At 42.8% G+C, this 20,087-nt stretch carries 13 protein-coding genes; 7 read left to right on the plus strand and 6 right to left on the minus strand.

Features of this window, described 5'->3' with window-relative positions; translation table 11 throughout:
- Positions 1-9 precede the first annotated feature (9 nt).
- From K6V26_RS25480 to rsgA, 4 genes are all read left to right on the plus strand, one after another.
- Entirely contained in the window at positions 10-879 is an 870-nt protein-coding gene (locus K6V26_RS25480) for a carbohydrate kinase family protein (RefSeq protein WP_046146117.1), read from the plus strand.
- Positions 876-2,042 (plus strand): MFS transporter, encoded by a 1,167-nt coding sequence (locus K6V26_RS25485; protein ID WP_087880817.1) that lies wholly within the window; start codon positions 876-878, stop codon positions 2,040-2,042. Before K6V26_RS25480 ends, K6V26_RS25485 begins: the two co-directional genes overlap by 4 nt.
- Positions 2,043-2,319: 277 nt before the next feature.
- A complete protein-coding gene (gene frr / locus K6V26_RS25490) occupies positions 2,320-2,883 on the plus strand; it encodes a ribosome recycling factor (protein ID WP_009859937.1) in 564 nt (187 codons plus the stop codon).
- 100 nt (positions 2,884-2,983) lie between these two features.
- Positions 2,984-3,916 carry a ribosome small subunit-dependent GTPase A gene (gene rsgA, locus K6V26_RS25495; RefSeq protein WP_009859936.1) on the plus strand — a complete coding sequence of 311 codons (933 nt, stop codon included), beginning with the start codon at positions 2,984-2,986 and terminating at the stop codon, positions 3,914-3,916.
- On the opposite strand, the gene dgt is transcribed toward rsgA, so the two are convergent.
- On the minus strand, positions 3,913-5,238 hold the full coding sequence (dgt, locus tag K6V26_RS25500) for a dGTP triphosphohydrolase (RefSeq protein WP_010800811.1): 1,326 nt from the start codon (positions 5,236-5,238) through the stop codon (positions 3,913-3,915). The two genes, rsgA and dgt, sit on opposite strands and share 4 nt — an antisense overlap.
- Before the next feature lie 393 nt (positions 5,239-5,631).
- Between dgt and K6V26_RS25505 the strand changes: the two genes are divergently transcribed.
- Together K6V26_RS25505 and K6V26_RS25510 are read left to right on the plus strand one after the other, a co-directional pair.
- Positions 5,632-8,670, plus strand: a complete 3,039-nt coding sequence (locus tag K6V26_RS25505) for a SusC/RagA family TonB-linked outer membrane protein (RefSeq protein WP_009859934.1) — start codon at positions 5,632-5,634, stop codon at positions 8,668-8,670.
- Positions 8,671-8,682: 12 nt separating this feature from the next.
- Positions 8,683-10,341, plus strand: a complete 1,659-nt coding sequence (locus K6V26_RS25510) for a SusD/RagB family nutrient-binding outer membrane lipoprotein (RefSeq protein ID WP_195585835.1) — start codon at positions 8,683-8,685, stop codon at positions 10,339-10,341.
- A 69-nt stretch (positions 10,342-10,410) separates the two neighbouring features.
- Here the strand turns inward: K6V26_RS25510 and K6V26_RS25515 are convergent, their stop codons facing one another.
- The 5 genes from K6V26_RS25515 to K6V26_RS25535 form a co-directional block, all read right to left on the minus strand.
- A complete protein-coding gene (locus K6V26_RS25515; protein ID WP_048316542.1) occupies positions 10,411-11,016 on the minus strand; it encodes an L-threonylcarbamoyladenylate synthase in 606 nt (201 codons plus the stop codon).
- A gap of 23 nt (positions 11,017-11,039) precedes the next feature.
- Positions 11,040-11,897, minus strand: coding sequence for an enoyl-ACP reductase FabI (locus K6V26_RS25520; protein WP_009859931.1), 858 nt, complete (start codon positions 11,895-11,897; stop codon positions 11,040-11,042).
- 158 nt (positions 11,898-12,055) lie between these two features.
- Positions 12,056-14,521 carry a bifunctional UDP-N-acetylmuramoyl-tripeptide:D-alanyl-D-alanine ligase/alanine racemase gene (locus tag K6V26_RS25525; protein ID WP_224264197.1) on the minus strand — a complete coding sequence of 822 codons (2,466 nt, stop codon included), beginning with the start codon at positions 14,519-14,521 and terminating at the stop codon, positions 12,056-12,058.
- Between the two features lie 3 nt (positions 14,522-14,524).
- Complete coding sequence (locus K6V26_RS25530; protein WP_224264198.1) at positions 14,525-15,511, minus strand: GSCFA domain-containing protein; 987 nt, start codon at positions 15,509-15,511, stop codon at positions 14,525-14,527.
- Position 15,512: 1 nt separating this feature from the next.
- Positions 15,513-16,154 carry an HU family DNA-binding protein gene (locus tag K6V26_RS25535; protein ID WP_009859928.1) on the minus strand — a complete coding sequence of 214 codons (642 nt, stop codon included), beginning with the start codon at positions 16,152-16,154 and terminating at the stop codon, positions 15,513-15,515.
- A gap of 661 nt (positions 16,155-16,815) precedes the next feature.
- Between K6V26_RS25535 and K6V26_RS25540 the strand changes: the two genes are divergently transcribed.
- Entirely contained in the window at positions 16,816-19,944 is a 3,129-nt protein-coding gene (locus K6V26_RS25540; protein WP_224264199.1) for a DUF6383 domain-containing protein, read from the plus strand.
- Positions 19,945-20,087: the final 143 nt, after the last annotated feature.

Below are 20,087 nucleotides of genomic sequence, written 5' to 3' on the forward strand. Positions count from 1 at the left end.
TGAAATATCATGGAAAAGAATAAACCTGTAGTAGTCGGTATCGGCGAACTCCTTTGGGATGTCCTGCCAACCGGAAAGCGTGCCGGAGGTGCCCCGATCAACTTTGTATATCACGCCACACAAATGGGAGCTGAGGGATATGCCGTCAGTGCAGTAGGAAATGATTTGTCGGGAACGGAAATCGTTCAGGAATTGGAAAAGAACCATATCTCCAATAGCTTGGGAACAGTAGAATATCCGACCGGAAGTGTGATGGTGGAACTGAAGGATGGTATTCCGACCTACACAATCATTGAAGGCGTTGCCTGGGACCATATTCCTCTAACCCAGGAATCTATCGACCTGGTAAAGAGGGCGGATGCCATTTGTTATGGCACATTGGCTTTGCGTTCGCAGGCGTCAAGAGAAACGATCCTGTCTTTATTGTCGTATGCACGTGAAGATGCGTTGCGCTTCTTCGATATCAATATCCGGCAATCGTATTACTCTAAAGAGCTGATTGAAACGTTGTTGCATAAAGCAAATGTCTTTAAGGTGAATGACGAGGAACTGGTATTGCTTCGCAGCATGTGTGATCTGGAAGGTACGGACGAGGAAGTGTGCCGTAAGATGTTGAGGAAATATAACCTCAGATATGTGATTCTGACAGCTGGAAGCGCTTTCAGTTCGATTTATTCGCCGGATGAGCAGTCCACTATCCCGACTCCTAAAGTACAGGTTGTCGATACGGTAGGAGCAGGCGATTCTTTTTCCGGGGCGTTTGTCTATTCTATATTAACAGGGAAATCCCTGCGTGAAGCCCATCAGCTTGCTGTCGAAACGGCCGCTTTCGTTTGTACACAGGAAGGGGCATGGCCTCCTTATCCGAATAAAGAATGATCATGAAAGAAAAAGGTTTATATATAAAGTTGATCCCGGTCATGCTGGCGTTTTTCGCTATGGGATTTGTGGATCTGGTGGGGATTGCTTCCAACTATGTGAAGGCCGATTTGAATCTGACAGATTCGGAGGCGAATATCTTTCCGTCACTTGTATTCTTCTGGTTTCTGATTTTCTCTGTTCCAACCGGAATGCTGATGAACCGGATCGGACGGAAGAAGACTGTATTACTCAGCCTGTTCGTTACATTTTTCTCTTTGCTGCTCCCAATCTTTGGCGATGGTTATATGCTGATGCTTATTTCCTTTTCTCTGCTGGGTATCGGTAATGCCTTGATGCAGACTTCTTTGAATCCGTTACTCTCGAATATCATCAGTGGGGATAAGTTGGCCAGCAGTCTGACTTTTGGGCAGTTTGTAAAGGCTATCGCTTCTTTCCTGGCTCCTTATATCGCGATGTGGGGAGCAACGGCTGCGATTCCTTCTTTCGGCCTGGGCTGGCGGATACTTTTCCCGGTTTATATGGTTGTTGCAGTTATTACAATCCTTTTGTTGGGAGCAACGCAGATAGACGAAGAGAAGCCGGAAGGGAAACCTTCGACATTCGGAGAATGCTTTGCCTTGCTGGGTAAGCCTTTTATTCTGTTGTGTTTTATCGGCATCATGTGCCATGTCGGCATTGATGTCGGAACGAATACAACAGCTCCGAAAATCCTGATGGAGCGTTTGGGAATGGGATTACATGATGCATCGTTTGCCACCAGTCTTTATTTTATCTTCCGTACGGCCGGTTGTTTCCTGGGTGCTTTTATTCTGAGTCGCATGTCGGCCAAGATATTCTTTGGCATCAGCGTTGCAATGATGGCGCTGGCAATGGTCGGATTGTCTTTGTTCCACGGCAAAGAGATCATATATATATGTATAGGGTTGATTGGATTCGGAAATTCGAACGTGTTCTCGATCATCTTTTCGCAGGCAATCCAGTCCATGCCCCAGCGTAAGAACGAGATATCCGGGCTGATGATTATGGGGCTGTTCGGAGGTACTGTCTTTCCCCTTTTCATGGGCTTCCTGTCGGATGCAATGGCTTCGCAGTTGGGGGCGGTGATTGTGCTGAGTGTGGGCGTTCTCTATCTGATGTTACTTTGTCCGAAGCTTAAGTGATAAAGCATCTCTTATGAGGTAATGAGAATATCATATATTGTAATATAACTGTATCATAATATATGATATTTTATTTTTATAATATATGATATCTTAGTATCATAATATATGATACAAATTTTCTTTCTGGATTGCTTTGTCGATTTCTTCGGAGCCGCAAGTTTATGCTACGCTTTCAGTTGAATTATAGTGCTAAAAAAGTAATTTGTTTGCTAGGTTCAAAAACTTTACTACTTTTGTTTATCGAAAAAAACAGAAAACAAAATATCAATCAGTTATGGCAGATATCAAGCAGTATGTAAAGTCAGCAGAAGAGAAAATGACGTTCGCAATCGATTATCTTGACGAACAGTTGGCTCATATCCGTGCCGGAAAGGCTAATCCGAAGATCCTTGACGGAGTGAAGGTTCCTTATTACGGAGGTCTTGTTCCTCTGACTAACGTGGCTTCGGTAAATACACCGGATGCAAAAACGATTATCATTACTCCGTGGGAAAAGCCGCTTATCAAAGAGATTGAAAAGGCAATCATGAACTCGGAAGTAGGTATCACTCCTGAAAATAACGGTGAAATAATCCGTCTGGGGATTCCTCCTCTGACAGAAGAACGCCGTCGCACGTTGGCTAAACAATCCAAACAGGAAGCCGAAACGGCAAAAATCAGTGTTCGTAATGCGCGTCGCGATGCGATCGAGGCAATAAAGAAAAGTGTGAAAGCCGACGGAACTCCTGAAGATGTGGCAAAAGATGCGGAAGCGGAAGTTCAGAAGGTGCACGATAAATTTATAAAGAAAGTAGATGACCTCTACGCTGCTAAAGAAAAAGAAATAATGACAGTATAAATAATTGAAAATTGAGAATTGAGAATTGAAAATTACTTTGACGCGTATCGTCCGGTAGTTTGTTCAATTCTCAATTTTCAATTTTTAATTTTTAATTAATATGAAGGGACTGGTAATAAAGAATACAGGTAGCTGGTATACCGTACGTACCGATGACGGGCGTGATGTGGAAAGTAAGGTAAAAGGAAATTTCCGTTTAAAGGAGATACGCAGCACAAATCCTGTCTCTGTCGGTGACCGGGTTGATATCGATATCAATAATGAAGGTACGGCGTTTATTACCAGGATAGAAGACCGTAAGAACTATATTATCCGGCGGGCTTCCAACTTATCTAAACAGTCGCATATTATTGCGGCCAATCTCGATCAGGCCATGCTGATCGTAACTGTCAATTATCCGATTACTACAACTGTTTTTATCGATCGTTTTCTGGCCACAGCTGAGGCTTATGGTGTGCCGGTAAAGTTGGTTTTCAATAAAATCGACCGTTATAAAGGGGAAGATAAGGAATATCTCGACGCCCTGATTAATTTGTACACAACGATCGGTTATCCCTGTTCTACCCTATGTGCTAAAACGGAAGAAGGTCTCGATGCGCTTAAAGCGGAACTGAAAGATAAGATAACTCTTTTATCCGGTCATTCGGGAGTTGGGAAATCAACGATTATCAATAAGTTAGTTCCCGGCGTTAATCTCCGGACCGGCGATATCTCCGAATATCATAATAAAGGGATGCATACGACAACTTTCTCTGAAATGATCCCGCTGCCGGAAGGAGGCTACCTGATTGATACCCCTGGAATCAAAGGGTTTGGTACCATAGAGATGGAGACTGCTGAAATCTCCCACTATTTTCCGGAGATATTCAAATTCTCCGAAGATTGCCGGTTCAATAACTGTAGCCATCGTCATGAACCGGGGTGTGCTGTTTTGCAAGCGCTTGAAGATCACTATATCAGCGAGTCCCGCTATAAGAGCTATCTCAGTATCCTGGAAGATAAAGAAGAAAGCAAATATAGGGAAGAGTATTAAACGGCCGGAAGGCTCATTCCTGTGATCTTGCGGTATAGGTCGAGTGCATAAACATCCGTCATTCCTGAGATATAATCAAGTACACATTGTATTTTGCCATAAGTGGTTGGTGCATTCGTGTCATATTGTTCCGGGATGCGCTGTAACAATAATTTACTGTATGCATGGCTCTGATTCATGACAGCTTCTGTCAGGCTGTCGATCAGGTGGCTGAAAATATGGTAACCGGCCAGTTCTATGTCGAGTACTTCTTTGGCGCGGTAAATCTTTTTGTAAGCCGTTTTTGAACAGGTGGCATAGGCTTGTTTGGCTTGTTCTCCTATCTGCTCTATCAAAGGAGTATTATAGGTTCCGTCAAGTATTCCGTCTTCATTTTCAAGGAAGACACGCGAACATTCATCTACCAGTAGTCCGATGATGCAGGAGCGTAGATAGGCGATCTGTTCGTTCGTATCGTCCACCATTTTCATGACACGGATGATATGGTCCAGTCGTTCTCCTTCAAAAAAGTTGAGCAATAGTTGAATGGCTTCTTCTGTCGTAAGGATATGTAGTTTGCAGGCATCTTCTATATCCATGATCTGATAACAGATATCGTCGGCTGCTTCTACCAGATAAACCAGCGGGTAACGGACAAATTTATTCTTGTCTTCAGGATTGTGGTTTATTCCCAATTCGGTAGCTATGCGCATATAGGTTTCTTCTTCCGACTGGAAAAAACCGAACTTCCCTTTTTTGCCTGAATGAACCGATGCATAAGGATATTTGACGATAGAGGCCAATGTGCTGTAAGTTAAAGCAAATCCGCCTTTTCTCCGGCCGATAAACTGATGGGTAAGCAGGCGCATGGCATTGGCATTGCCTTCAAAATGAAGAAAGTCTTCCCAACGGCCACCAGCAGAACGAATTTCATCTTCCAGATAACTGCCGTTCCCTTCCAGGAAGTAAGCGGAAATAGCTCTCTCTCCGGAATGTCCGAATGGCGGGTTACCCATGTCGTGAGCCAAGCAGGCTGCGGAAACAATGGAACCTATTTCCGGAAAGTTAATACTTCCGTCGGGATATTTTTGCATCAATCCCTTTGCTACATTATTACCTAACGAACGACCTACACAGGAAACTTCCAGGCTATGTGTCAGACGATTGTGGACAAAGATACTGCCCGGCAAAGGAAATACCTGCGTCTTGTTCTGTAATCTGCGGAAGGGGGAGGAGAAGATCAAACGGTCATAATCCCGCTGGAAGTCCGTACGTTCATGTTTACGTTCATGATATTCTTCCATTCCGAAACGTTTACCTGATAATAATTGGGTCCAGTTCATATTGCTATATTAATAATGTAATAATTACAAAGGTAGGCATTTTGGAAGACAATAGGAATATGAAGGTTTCAAATAAATATTTTATTACGGAGTTCTACCAGAACTCTGTCTATTTGCTACAAACAAATGTTAATGCTGATGCGAGTGTGCTGGGAAACGCGACATTATTGTGTTAATATAAACAAAAATAATAATCTTTATTCAAACAATTATTGCTTATTTCGGTTATAATTTAATAGATTTACAACCGGATAAACGCAATGCTATATAAGTTCTGGTAGGACTTAGTTCTTGTTTTGGCTGTATGTATGTAAATGTTAAACCTGTTATTTAACTTTAGGATAAAGTGTTATGGAAATTTTCATTATTAATTCACCTAAACAATCTGACTTTATGAGGAAGAGCTTTGTTATGTTGGTACTATTCTGCATTGGGATATGTACAAATGTGCTGTGGGCACAAGGAAAAGTAAGCGGTGTTGTGATGGACAAAGAACTGAATGAGCCTCTTGCTGGCGTAAATGTTCTACAAAAGGGTACGACTATTGGAACCGTAACTGATTTCGATGGAAAGTATTCTCTGGAAGTTGGTGAAAATGCAATTCTGGTATTTTCTTATTTGAGTATGAAAACAGTGGAAGAACCGGTTAACGGACGTTCTGTTGTTAATGTTTCTATGGTTTCCGATTCTGAACAATTGGGCGAAGTTGTTGTAACTGCCATGGGTATCAAACGCGAATCGAAAACGTTGTCATATGCAGCCCAGACTGTTGGCGGCAAAGACTTGAATGAAATTAAGAACGTAAACATGATCAACTCTTTACAGGGTAAGAGTGCCGGTTTGCAGATCACTCCGAACTCTACCGGTGCGGGTGGTGCTTCCAAGATCCTGTTTCGTGGTAACAAATCTATTAATGGTAGCAACCAACCGTTGATTGTGGTAGACGGGGTACCTTTGATGATGAATGTGTCTGATTCACAGGTAAACAGTAATTATGGTGGAGGTCGTGATGGTGGTGATGCCATGTCTACGATCAATCCGGACGATATTGCTCAGATAACTTTACTGAAAGGTGCTTCTGCGGCGGCTTTGTATGGTGCTGTGGCTGCCAACGGTGCAATTATGATTACTACTAAATCGGCATCGTCGGGTAAAGTGTCGATCGATGTATCGAGCAATACAACAGTGGAAACAGTTGCTTCGTTGCCTAAGTTCCAGAATTCTTACGGAATGAGCAATGAGGGTACATTCAGTTGGGGGGACAAATTGTCGACTACTGCTCCAAATTATGCGAAAGATTTCTATCAGACTGGTTTCACTACCAACAATTCAATTGCTTTGAGTGGTGGTAATGAACACATCTCTTCTTATTTTTCTTATGCGAATGTAGCTTCTCACGGTGTAACACCGAAAAATACCTATATGAGTCATAACCTGTTGGCTAAAGTCGGTTTCCACCTATGGAAGAAAGTTCATATTGATGTAAGTGCCCGCTATAATAATCAGGATATTGAAAACCAGGCAGCAGCCGGTTTTCTGGGTAATCCGGTTACCGGTGCTTATTTGTTCCCGAGAGGAGAAGACTGGGATCATTACAAAAATAATTACGAGGTGTATAAACCTTCTTTGAACGCAAATGTCCAGAACTGGACGAATGTTGCCCAGGAACAATTCTCCAACCCTTACTGGATGGTGAACCGTCAGAAACCGACTTCAAACCGTAACCGTTATGAATTCGGAGGTAGTGTTAAATATGATATTATGGAAGGTCTTTCCGTTACCGGCCGTTTGCGTTACGAACGTGGTGATGAGAAATGGATATATAATGAATATGCTTCCAGTACAGGCGGACGTAACCAGATGGGTACCATGAAGGATTCCCGTATTTTCAGTGAACAGATGTATGGGGATATTCTGGCAAGCTATAATAAAAGTTGGGAAGATACTTATACCTTATCAGTAACGGCTGGTAGCAGTTTTACGAAAACAACTGGTTCCAGTGTTGATTTGATCGGTTGGGGTGACTCCAAGTTCTCGGTTGTAGATGGCAAACCGACCGGTAGTGCTTATTATCCGAATATCTTCTCTCCGGCTAACTATTACCGGATGACTACGACTGAATCATTGAAAGAAAAACGTTTGAATTCTGTATTCGCGACTGCTCAGTTCGGTTATAAGGAAGGTTTGTTCCTGGATGTAACTGCTCGTAATGACTGGTCTTCTGCTTTGGCATATACGGATGGTGTTTCTTTCTTCTATCCGTCAGTAGGTGCCAGTGCTTTACTGGATAAGTTTATTGACTTTGGCAAGAATGTTAATATGTTTAAGTTGCGTGCTTCTTACTCAATGGTTGGTAATGACGTTCCTATTTTTATGACGAATCTGCGTTATGAGTTGGGTGACCAGGGTGCTTTGACGCCTCCCGAAAATGCACCGTTCAAAACATTGAAACCTGAAAAGACAAATTCTCTGGAAGTTGGTTTTGACGGAACATTTTTTCAGAATCGCCTGGATGTGAATCTTACATATTATAAGACAAATACAAAGAACCAGTTCTTCTCAATCTCAGCTCCGTGGGAAACAGGTCTGAGAAACCGTTATGTAAATGCCGGTAATGTGCAGAACCAGGGTTTTGAAATTGGCTTGGGTTGGCATAATCAGTTTACCGATCATTTTAGCTGGAGTACAAACTTCAACTTTGCTTATAACGAGAATGAGATTAAGGAATTAGTAGATGAACTACCTGACGGTTTGACTCTGGCTGATTATGGCGGAGCAAAAGTGATCCTGAAGGAAGGCGGCCATTATGGTGACTTGTATGTTCGTCAGATCAAGAGAGATGACAACGGTAAACCTGTTGTTTCTGAAAACGGTGCTCCCCAGTTGGGTGGTGACGGTATTCAGGATCTGAAATATGTCGGTGATATGAATGCTAAAGTAAATATGGGTTGGACCAATACATTCCACTATAAAGATTTCACTTTGTCATTCCTGATCGATGCAAAGGTGGGTGGTAAAGTAATGTCCATGACCGAAGCAACATTAGATGGTTGGGGTGTTTCCGAACGCTCTGGTGCTGCCCGCGATAATGGTAGTGTTGTGTTTGAAGGAGTAACTTTTGATCCTCAGAAATTCTATTCCGTAGTAGGTGCAACAAACTTCAATTCGCAGTATGCTAATGAGTTGTATGTTTACGATGCAACGAATGTCCGTTTGCGTGAGTTGTCTTTCGGATATACGTTCCGTAACCTTTTCGGTATCGGAAAGAATCTGAATGCGTCTTTGATTGCCCGTAACCTGTTCTTCTTCTACAAAGATGCTCCGATGGATCCGGATGTATCTGCCGGTACCGGAAACGGTTGGCAAGGGGTTGATATGTTTGCGTTGCCTTCTTCCCGTAGTGTTGGTCTTAATCTGAAATTAAACTTCTAATCTTGATTATCTATGAAATTAAATATATTATTCAAATATGCAGCCGCTTTGGGCCTGACTATTGCCTGCGGCACGATGATTGTCGGTTGTACTGATAATTTTGAGGAACTGAATACCAATAAATATGAAGTCGATCCGGATAACATGCCGTTTGAGGCTCAGTTCATAGAACCGATTACTTATGTATATGCTCCGCAGCAAAATATGTTCCAGTTTTGGACAAACCTGAGTGTTGATCTGTTTGGCGGTTATTTCATGACCCCTCACAACTTTGGAGGTAACGGGAATGCCGATTATAAATTGAACCGCGGTTTCTGTGGCGGTATGTATGAGAATTTTTATCTGCATATCTTCAATAATACCCGCCGTCTGATCAATGCCTGTGATGAAAAGGGTATCAAAGATTATGCTGCCGTTATGCGTGTTGTCCAGGTTTACGGTATGCTGATGACGACAGATGCCTACGGACCTATTGCCTATCAGTCTGTATTGGATGGCAATGATGTGGCTTTTGCTTATGATACACAGGAAAGTGTTTATAATAGTATGTTCACTTTGCTGGATGAAGCAATAGAAGGTTTCAAAAATGGAACTTCAGCCGCAGCAGACATGCAACAGTTTGATTATTGGTGCAAAGGTGACCGCTCTTTATGGATAAAGGTTGCTAACCAGTTCAAACTGCGTATTGCGATGCGTATTGTAAAAGCGAATCCGACGTTGGCAAAACAGAAAGCGGAAGAAGCGTATCAGGGTGGCGTTCTGACCTCTGCCGATAAAGATATTCTGATTGATCAGGGTTTAAGTAATGAATTGACCCGTATGTTCGAATGGGGAGATTGTGGTGTCAATGCATCTTTGGTAACTATTATGGAAGGTTATAAGGACCCTCGTACACCGTTGTATATAACGAAGAATACTCAGGAAATTGCTGCCGAAGACGGATCTAAAATAGCTGTAGATACTAAGTATCTGGGCATACGTGCGGGTTGTGAATTACCTTCGAAGCCGAATAAATGGGGTGGTTTCTCAAGTGTCGTTTGTTCTTATGCTACTCCGTTCCCGGTAATGAAGGTGGCAGAAGCTTATTTCCTGCGTGCAGAAGGAGCTTTGCGTGGTTGGAGTATGGGTGGTAATGCCAAGGATCTGTATGAAGAAGGTATCCGTATCTCTATTAATAATGAGTTGAAATACAAAAAGGCTTATGTGAATGGAACGGTTGATATATCTGAACAAGATATCGAGAATTACATCAATGGTACTACAACGCAGATTGACTTCGTAGATCCGATTGACTCTAAAAATAGTTATAAAGCAATGAATACAGTGCCGGTTAAATGGAATGATGGTGCAAGCAATGAAGAAAAGCTGCAGCGTATCATTACGCAAAAATGGCTGGCAAACTTCCCGTTGTCTACAGAAGCCTGGGCTGAATATCGCCGTACAGGTTATCCTAAACTGTTCCCGGTTCGTGTTAACAGCAGTAACGGAACAATTGATACGGATGAACAAATTCGCCGTCTGATTTATTCTGAAATTGAAATCAATACAAATAATGCAGAATTACAGAAAGGTATTGATCTGTTGAATCAGGAAAACTCAAGTGGAAAATTTACCGGCGATATTGGTGGTACTCGTGTCTGGTGGGATAAAGCAAATGTGGGGAACTTCTAAATTGCAGATTCTGTTAGATAGCTAAAATAGAAAAAGGCTTCCTGTTTCAATGCAGGAAGCCTTTTTGCTTTATTCTAATATACCTTTCCCTTGGCGTACAATCTCAAACTCATCCGTGGTACAATCTACAACCGTTGAGGCTTCGAAACCACCGTAGCCACCGTCGATAACGATGTCCACCGTATTTTCATACTTTTCATGGATCAGCTCCGGATCGGTCGAATATTCGATCACGTCATCGTCATCATGGACAGACATGGTCAGAATAGGGTTTCCCAGCTCCTTTACCAAGGTCCGGATAATATTGTTATCCGGTACACGGATACCGACTTCTTTCCTGTTTTTGTATATTTTCGGCAATTCGCTGCTTGTCGGCAGGATGAAGGTGAAAGGACCGGGCAGGTTCTTCTTCATCAGCTTAAATGCCGTGTTGCTTACTTTGGCATATTCGCTCAAATTGGAAAGATCGTAACAGATGATGGAAAGGTTGCTCTTTTGAGGATTGATACCTTTCATCTGGCAGATCTTTTCAACTGCACGGACATTCAGTGCATCACAGCCGATCGCATATACTGTGTCGGTCGGGTAAATGACCAGGCCTCCGTCGCGAAGGACGTCGATAACCTTGTCTATTTCCCTCGGATTGGGATTTTCGGGGTATATTTTTATTAGCATAACTGTCAGCTATTTACGGCTGGTTAGCCGTAAATAATATTTCCGTTCTCGTCGGTAAACTCTTCTAATCCTTTGCTGTACTGGTTCATGGCGCGAAGGCTCATGCCCATGCTTGAGAAGCCACCATCGTGGAAAAGGTTCTGCATAGTAACCTTGCGGGTCAGGTCAGAGAACATTACGATGCAATAGTTTGCACATTCTTCGGCCGATGCATTACCCAGCGGACTCATCTTATTGGAGAAATCCATCAGATGATCCATACCTTTCACTCCGCTACCGGCTGTTGTCAGGGTCGGCGACTGAGAGATCGTATTGATACGTACTCCCTTTTCGCGTCCGTAAATATAACCGAAGCTGCGTGCAATCGATTCCAGCAGGCTCTTGGCATCCGCCATGTCGTTGTAACCGAAGAAAGTACGCTGTGCTGCCACATACGACAAAGCAAGTACCGAACCGCAATCGGCGATAGCATCCTGCTTTTTGGCTACCTGGAGCATCTTGTGGAAAGAGACGGCGGATATATCCAATGTCTTTCCCAGCATATCGTAATCCAGGTCATCGTATGTACGTTTTTTGCGCACGTTCGGACTCATGCCGATAGAGTGCAATACGAAATCTATTTTTCCTCCCAGTATTTCTACTGATTTTGAGAATACCATTTCCAGATCTTCCACACTAGTGGCATCTGCCGGCAGCACTTCTGCGTTCAGCTTTTTAGCCAGGGCGTCGACTTCACCCATACGTACGGCAACCGGCGTATTACTTAATGTAATAGTTGCCCCTTCTTCCACAGCCTTTTCTGCCACTTTCCAGGCAATCGACATTTCGTTCAGCGCACCGAAGATAATGCCTCTTTTACCTTTCAATAAATTATGACTCATACCTTTATTTAATTTATTTACGGCACAAAAGTACATAAAATGTGCAAGATAAACAATTTATGTCCGGCTTTGCTGCATAACTTATGGAGAACTACCCTTAAAAGAAAAAGCCCGGACGCATATTTCTGCATCCGGGCCTCCTGTTATTTGTCGGAAAATTATTCCCTGTAATAAACTCTTTTTACCCGTGGAGAAACTGAGGTCAGTATCTCGTAAGGTATAGTTTTCAGTTTGTCGGATAGTTCGCTTACTGGAAGTTCTTCGCCGAAGACGATGACCGGGTCGCCTTCCTGGGCGTCTGTGTCGGTCACGTCGATCATGCAGGCATCCATACAGATATTTCCGACGATCGGACAGCGTTTTCCACTGATGGAGACTTCGCCTCCCCGGTTACTGAAATGACGGTCCAGGCCGTCGGCATAACCGATCGGGATAATGGCGATGCGCGAATCACGGTCCACATAAGTACGGCGGCTGTAACCGATGGAGTCGCCAGCCGGGACATGTTGTATCTGAAGGATGGTGGTGCGCAGGGTGCTGACATTGCGCAGGCCTTTTATGCCGGAAGCACTTACACCGTATAGTCCGATTCCCAGACGGACCATATCCATCTGATAGTCCGTGAAACGTTCGATGCCGGCAGAGTTCAGGATATGTTTGATGACTTTATATTCCAGGCCGTTTTCCAGTTCGGCAGCCGCCTGAGTAAATGTATCCAGTTGTTTCTTTGTGAAATCATCGAAGATGGATGAGTCGCTTCCCACCAGATGGGAGAATACAGAACGTGCTGTTACGCCGCTTTGTTCTTTCAACCGTTCACAGATCGCCGGGACGTCATCCGGTTGGAATCCCAGACGGTGCATTCCTGTGTCTATCTTGATATGGATCGGGTAGGAGGTGATCCCCCGGCGTTCCGTTTCCTTTATCATGGCATCCAGCAGGCGGAAGCTATATATCTCCGGCTCCAGGTTGTTTTCAAACAAGACATTGAAACTGCTGAATTCCGGATTCATTACGATAATAGGGATTGAGATGCCCTCTTTACGGAGTTCCGCCCCTTCATCGGCAACGGCAACGGCCAGGTAATCGCAACGATGTTCCTGTAACGTTTTAGCCAGTTCGTATGAACCTGCCCCGTATCCGAACGCTTTTACCATACAAACCATCTTGGTTTCCGGTTTCAGCTTCGAACGGTAATAGTTGAAGTTGTGCACAACCGCGTCCAGGTTTACTTCGAGGATCGTTTCATGCACTTTCTTTTCCAGTAACTCGGAGATACGTTCGAAGTGGAAGTGGCGTGAGCCTTTTATCAGGATCAGTTCGTCTTTGAACTTCTTGAATGTCGGTGATTTGAGGAACTCATCCGTGCTGAGGTAGAATTCCTTTTCGATATCGAATACACTGCCATATTCTTTCAGATCCCGTCCGATACCGATAATCCGGTCGATGTTTTTACGGCGAACTAGGTCGGCAACTTTTTTGTAAAGCGACTTGGGCAACGTACCTGATTGCAGGATGTCGGAGAGGATCAATGTACATTTCAGGTTCTTGTCCACATGGCGGCTCTGCTGGAAGTCGAGGGCGATATCCAGCGAGTTGATATCAGAGTTGTATGTGTCGTTGATCAGCATGCAATTGTTGATGCCTTGCTTCACGTCCAGACGCATGGCGACAGGCTCCAACCGGGCAAATTTATTTGCATCATTTACGCTGGTCGGCTTCAGATAAAGCATTACTGCCAGGCAATGGATCACATTTTCGATGGAAGCATCGTCGGTGAAAGGAATGACGTATTTCTGAGTCAGCCCGAGCAGTGTGCAAAGGATGACTGTTTCTTTCTCTTTCTTTTCGATCTTTTCGATATAAAGCGGTGCATCCGAGTCTGTCCGGCTCCAGGCAATCGCCTTATGTGAAAGGCAGGCCGATTCGATACAGTTGGATATAAACGCATCATCCCCGTCATATATAATGGCTTCGCATTCATTGAACAAAGTCAGTTTCTCCAGGCATTTCTGCGTGGTAGAAATGAAATTTTCCTGATGTGCTTCTCCGATATTGGTAATAACACCGATAGTCGGTGAAATGATCGGGCGCAGGTTTTCCATCTCATCCGGTTGGGAAATGCCGGCTTCAAAGATTCCCAGCGTATTCTTGTCGCTTATTTGCCAGACGGACAGCGGCACGCCCAACTGTGAATTGTAACTGCGCGGCGAGCGGACAATGTTGAATTCCTTGTGCAATAGTTGATAAAGGAACTCCTTTACAATCGTTTTCCCGTTACTGCCTGTAATGCCGATCACCGGGATATTGAACTGTTTCCGGTGATGGGTAGCCAGTTTCTGAAGAGCTTTCAACGTATCTTTTACCACCAGGAAATTTGCTTCTCCGAGCGATTCGAACTCCGGAAGCATTTCGCTCACTACAAAATTGCGGACGCGTAGTTTGTAGAGTTCCTTTATATATCTGTGTCCGTCGTTGGTCTTTGTCTTAAGGGCAAAGAAGAGACTTTGTTCCGGAAAAGAAAGCCGGCGACTGTCAGTCAGCAAAATGCTGATGGTGCTATCCTGCAAGTTATTTGCCTGCGCACCGATAATTCTGACGATTTCTTTTATTGAGTATTCCATTCTTTACATTAGTTTAGACTTTATTATTTCCATCTCTTTTGTACTATCAAAGGAAGGAAATTTCTCGTTAATTCGTTCCATCTTTAACAAAGTTTGCGAGATGAAGCGTTTATAGGCTTCACTTTCGGGTTGAAACGGGCGATGATTAATAGCCTTTTGGATCTCTGCCCATTCTTTAAGAAAGCCTTTCGTTTCATCGGATAAGAAATTTTCTGTAAAACGTTGCCAAATATAATCAACAGCGAGTTCCGAAGGATGCAGCATGTCGGTTGCATAGAAGCGGTAATCGCGCAGCTCATCCATCATGATTTCGTAGGCGGGGAAGTAAGCGATCCGTTCCGGATAGGCCATCTGGAGCGTATCGGCTGCCAGTAGCAAAGTGGCCTTACTGAGTTGATTGCCATGTGCCCCGTCCTTCCAGTGGCGTATCGGACTGACGGTGAAAAGTATCTTCAGGTCCGGGCATTGCTCCCATAAGGAGAGCAACAACTCCTTCCATTCCGACACAATCTCCGCCACGGATAGCATCGAGCGGTCAAACATTTTCTCCGGTAGCTTATGGCAGTTTACTATCACCTGGCCGGAACTTTTCAACCGGTAGACATAGGCAGTCCCCAGTGTGATCACCATATATCCGGTTTTCCTGATTTCTTGTGCCGAGGCAAACAATCTGTCGTTAATCTTTTCCAGGCACTCTGTTTCCGAGGTGGAAGAGAAACGGCTGTGGTGCGTAAAACTATGATATACGCCTTCGTGCCGGAATAAATCATTTGCTGTAAACCGCTCCGGATGCAGCAGCATTCGCAATGCGGCAGCGATGGATGCCGGATTATACAGTGTTCCGAACGGATTAATATCGACATTGAACTTGTTCTCAGCCAGCTTCGCCCCGATATTTTCCGCAAAACAGGAACCGAGCAGTAAGATGCGTTCCTGCCAGGAAAACCGGAAAGGAGGCTTGGGTATTTTGATAGTGGTGTATAGTTCCATATTATTCCGTAGGGTCGTTAGGTAACGGGCCGGCTGTTGGTTGTTGGGGCGAACGCCTGGTGTAGAAAGCTCGTTTTCCGCACCAGCTCTTTTGTATCTGATTGTCTTCAAGCAGCTGTTCCAGATCTTTTTTAGTCTTTTGCCGCGTGCATTGGTTCAGGCTGGCAGCAACCGTCAGGTTGATTGTCCCATAGTTTTTTATATACCACAGGATACGTTTCTGCCGGATATCGGCATTGTAGTTTTTTTTCTCGCTGGTCCCTTCCCGCCGTTCGATACGAACGCCCCGGAAACGTTTCTTCAACTCCGGATCAGCACGAAACTCCACGTTCTTAAACTCAATGGATGCCGAGCGTATATCTTTTTTGTTTTCCACCTGCTGCTTGCATCTCAGCGTCACTGAAAACGTGCCGATCCCTTCCAGATGTACGCTCTGGCTATTACTGAGACAGAAGTACAACCGATCGCTGATTGCCTTGATTGCCCCTTTGATATCGGCTGTCGTGAAAGTGCTCATGCTCTCGATCATCCGCGCCAGTTCGTTGGTATTGACGGTCTGGATATTGATAGCTCTGGCATGTAACGTGGGCTTCTCTTCCCCATTTCTGGGGGGATTGGCAAATAAGTCGTATTCAATACTCATATTCCTCCTGATATTTAAGGTTTAACGTCATGACTATTAAGGATTTTTCTCCCTAATCTTATTTATGAAACAATTTCTTTTCATAAATGTAAGGTTAGGAATACAAATATGTAAGGAATGCTTTACTTTTCTGTAATGTGTTCCTTCCGTATTTAAAAGTCCGTACCAAAGGTAATAAATCTCCTGATATAAAGAATTAATTATTCGGTACTTTTTCTTAGTTCTAGTAGGATTATTGGGTATGTGTTGTAAAGTGCTGAAAGAAAAGCTATATAGTTATATATTAATGTACGCCCGTACATTAATATTATTGAGTAAAAAATGTGTGAAAAAATAGAGTGTAATTGGTTGATTAATAAAGTGGCGATTGAGAAAAAGCCGTGGCGAAATAAAACGTTCCTTTAATCTCGCCATTTTTTTTGGGGGGCTTTCCTTTCGTTTGTGAAAGGCCCTGTTTTGTACATTGTTTGCTATTCGATTGATAAGAAAGCATATAGACAGATAAAAAATATCTTAAAAAGAATGGTTGGTATGAAACTAATTCTTACTTTTGTTGACGAGAAAAAAGGAACGTTTAAACTCGCCATTTATTAAGAAAGCGAGGCGTTTCAATTGTGAATTGAACTTATTACACTTTAGTATTAATATTAAATTTTAAATTATGAACAAAAAGTTTTCTACTCTTTTGGCAGGTGTAGCATTGTTAGGTGCAACATCTGTTTTTGCAGCAGACAACGTTACTTCTTTAGTTGAAGGAACCAATAGTGGTTTGTATCAATTGGTTGTAGGTGATGGTACTGCTCGTGATCAGTTTTTGTCGGTTAATGCTGACGGAAAGTTGGTCGCTGTTCCTTCTATTGAAGCAGACAATGTAGCGAGTACTTTGTGGTGTGTTACTGTTACAGAAGAAAATAAGGGAAAAGCACCTTATTTTGACTTTGTAAACAAAGGTGCTGAAGCGTTGCTGGCCATTACAATGGAAGAATTTGCAGTTGGTGCCACAGTAACAACTGTTGCTCCTGAAGTTGGTGGTGAAATCAGTGGCTGGGCATTTTCTTCTACTTATGAAACATTGCAATCTAACAAGTCTTTGTATTCTTATTTTACAACAGACTCTGTTGTTGGTTTTGTCGTTGGTGCTGATAATACAGTAACTTTAAAGAAGGAGTTAGCAAGTAAAGTAGTTGATGGAACTTTTACTTCTTTCTCTTTGGTTGAAGCTGATTCTGTAACTTTGAATGCAACTCAGATCAATACTAAGCTGGGTATCCAGAAGGCAGATGCTGGCGTTACGCTAAAATTTACTCCGGATGCAAACAAAACAAGTTTGAAAAATCCGTTTAGCCAGGAATCTTTCTTAGCTGCTGATGCAGAAGACGGTTTTGTTTATATTACAAGAAAAGCTGATGATAAAGCTTTATTCGTAGATACTGCTTTCATCAACACAACAGGTTCTATGTTCCTTGCATTTAATTATATGGAGGATCTGGATGAGTTGAAAGATAGCGATTTGGAAGGACATGGTCAGTTCTTGTTCACTTATTTCCCGACAAATGACTCTTTGGTTATTCAGGTAAAGAGTATCATTAAAGAACCGACTGCTGGTAGCTGGGCTGCTACGGCTGCTACATCTATCACTGATAATGATGATGATTTCAACTATGTAACAGTTCAGGATTTGGTAAAAGCAGATCAAATTCGTGTCGTAACAATTGGTGAAAAGAAAGAAACTGATATCGTATTAGGTTTCACTTCTTGTAAAGAAAGCGATACAGACAGAGTATCTTTGGAAGACGGTGTATATTTCATCCGCAATGCTAAGACTAATAAATATTACGCATCTCCGATTCATATCGATGGCGCAAAAGAAGAATGGGTGAGCGTTGACGCTGACGAACAGAATGTTGACCACATGCCGGCTTACCAGTGGGTTGTTCTGAAAACTAAAACATCTGAATATTTCGCTGCTACTTCTCCGGTGGAAGTTGCAAACCGTGAATATGCAAGCTTGAATGGAACTTATCAGTTTACTCAGGCTATCGGTTCTTCTAAATATTTCTGTGCAGATCTTGCTGCTGACTCTTTAGTTATTACTAAGATTACAGATGCAAATATCTTAGGAGATGAACATCTTGGTTACAAATATCTGACTGAGGATGAGTTGATGATTACTAACTATGCATTCAACTACTTCAACCCTTACACAATGGAAAAATACATTGCTCAGGTGGCTGGTAGCAACAAATTGAATGTATTGCAGGATACTCCTACTTATTTCGAAATCAAACCGGTTAATGGTAACGTAGCAGCTGATTATGGTTATAAAGTAACAGCAGACGTTAAGAAGAGAATTAAAGGTTTGGCTCAGTTGAAGAGAGAGTCTTATACAATCCACACTAAAAAAGCTGTTATCGCATTAGGTGAAGAAAATAACTTCGTGATCACAGATAAAGTTGCTGCAAGCGAATTCTTCTTCAAAGAAAACAACCAATTGGATGCTACTTGCTATTATGCATTTGTAGATGCTGAAGATGTGAACGCAGATGGTTCATTCAACTTCAAAGCCGGTGTTGCTGACCAGAGTTTGACTGCCCTGTTGCAACAGCAGGTTATCAATGAAGTTAGAACATCTGCTTTCTCTATCGGTTTAACTGACCAACCTCTGTATCGTCGTTTCAACAATGTTAAATTGGATGGCGCTGTAGAAGGTAATGAAGATGCAACTAAGCTCTTGAAGTTCAAAGAAGCATACGTAAACGACTACTTGATGGACGAAACTAACGTAAACTTCAAGCGTGAAGGTATGAGCTACTTAGGTATCGGTGCTGCTAATATTGCTGAAGCTGGTCTGTCATTCAATGTTCGTCCGTACAACATTGGTAAATCTGCACAGTATAATATCAAACCGCAATACTTAATCTATGTAAGCGAAACTGTAAACGAAGGTTCTGAAAACATTCCTTGTGATGCAACTAACCACAAACACATGAATGCTGATGGCGAAGAATGTGGACCGGAAGATTGTATCCACGCAACTCCGGCTGTAGAAGGCTTCAACCGTTACAAACTGTTGGTTAGCTTCGCTGACTCTACAGATACACAAGTTGTTACAGAAAAACAACTTTACAAGTTCGGTAAATATGTTCGTGTAGGTTTTGTAGATGCTGTAGAACAGGATAGCGTAATCTATATCTTGGGCAATACATTTGCAACTGTTGCAACTAAAGATCTGAGCATGGATGATGTTAAGAAAGCTCTTGAAGCTAAGAAGATCTCTTCTATTAACATGAAAGCTACTGTTAAGGAAGACAAACATCACAACTACACTTGGTCATTCCGTTATATCGACCCGACTAAGGCTGCTAACGAAGTAGAAGAAGATCGCGCATTCTTGATCGAATCAAATGCTGTAGCTCCTATAGCTCCGAAGAATGCAGCATGGATCAAGAACCAGAATAACTGCTTGGTATTGTCTGCTATGGATGCTTCTTTCGATGATGCTAAGACTGGTGGTGATGCTGCTTTGATCTTCAACATCGAAAAGGGTGCTGCTGACGATATGGCAACAGACAATGAAAGCATCAGCGCTTCTGAAGTATCAGTAGTTGCAACTAACGGTGCCGTTATCATTAAGGGTGCTGAAGGTAAGACTGTTGCTATCAGCAATGTTCTTGGTCAGACAATTGCTAGCACTGTAATCACTTCTAGCGAAGCTACAATCTCTGTTCCTGCAGGTGTAGTTGTAGTAGCTGTTGAAGGTGAAGCTGCTGTTAAGGCAATCGTAAAATAAGATAATTTATAATCAAAAATAAATTCTAAAATTTCCACGAGTTGGAGTCTAGGTGTTGCATGCAACGCCTAGACTATCCATCAATTATCCTGTGACAGGCGAACAAGTGGTTATTAATATTAAGTAATAAAATAAAGTTCTTA

It is taken from the genome of Parabacteroides goldsteinii (assembly GCF_020091425.1).
GTDB classification, from domain to species: domain Bacteria; phylum Bacteroidota; class Bacteroidia; order Bacteroidales; family Tannerellaceae; genus Parabacteroides; species Parabacteroides goldsteinii.

Bases quoted from the DNA above. Each gene is read 5' to 3' on its own strand.
- K6V26_RS25480 (WP_046146117.1), top strand. From the start codon at position 10: ATGGAAAAGAATAAACCTGTAGTAGTCGGTATCGGCGAACTCCTTTGG.
- K6V26_RS25485 (WP_087880817.1), top strand. From the start codon at position 876: ATGATCATGAAAGAAAAAGGTTTATATATAAAGTTGATCCCGGTCATG.
- frr (WP_009859937.1), top strand. From the start codon at position 2,320: ATGGCAGATATCAAGCAGTATGTAAAGTCAGCAGAAGAGAAAATGACG.
- rsgA (WP_009859936.1), top strand. From the start codon at position 2,984: ATGAAGGGACTGGTAATAAAGAATACAGGTAGCTGGTATACCGTACGT.
- dgt (WP_010800811.1), bottom strand. From the start codon at position 5,238: ATGAACTGGACCCAATTATTATCAGGTAAACGTTTCGGAATGGAAGAA.
- K6V26_RS25505 (WP_009859934.1), top strand. From the start codon at position 5,632: ATGAGGAAGAGCTTTGTTATGTTGGTACTATTCTGCATTGGGATATGT.
- K6V26_RS25510 (WP_195585835.1), top strand. From the start codon at position 8,683: ATGAAATTAAATATATTATTCAAATATGCAGCCGCTTTGGGCCTGACT.
- K6V26_RS25515 (WP_048316542.1), bottom strand. From the start codon at position 11,016: ATGCTAATAAAAATATACCCCGAAAATCCCAATCCGAGGGAAATAGAC.
- K6V26_RS25520 (WP_009859931.1), bottom strand. From the start codon at position 11,897: ATGAGTCATAATTTATTGAAAGGTAAAAGAGGCATTATCTTCGGTGCG.
- K6V26_RS25525 (WP_224264197.1), bottom strand. From the start codon at position 14,521: ATGGAATACTCAATAAAAGAAATCGTCAGAATTATCGGTGCGCAGGCA.
- K6V26_RS25530 (WP_224264198.1), bottom strand. From the start codon at position 15,511: ATGGAACTATACACCACTATCAAAATACCCAAGCCTCCTTTCCGGTTT.
- K6V26_RS25535 (WP_009859928.1), bottom strand. From the start codon at position 16,154: ATGAGTATTGAATACGACTTATTTGCCAATCCCCCCAGAAATGGGGAA.
- K6V26_RS25540 (WP_224264199.1), top strand. From the start codon at position 16,816: ATGAACAAAAAGTTTTCTACTCTTTTGGCAGGTGTAGCATTGTTAGGT.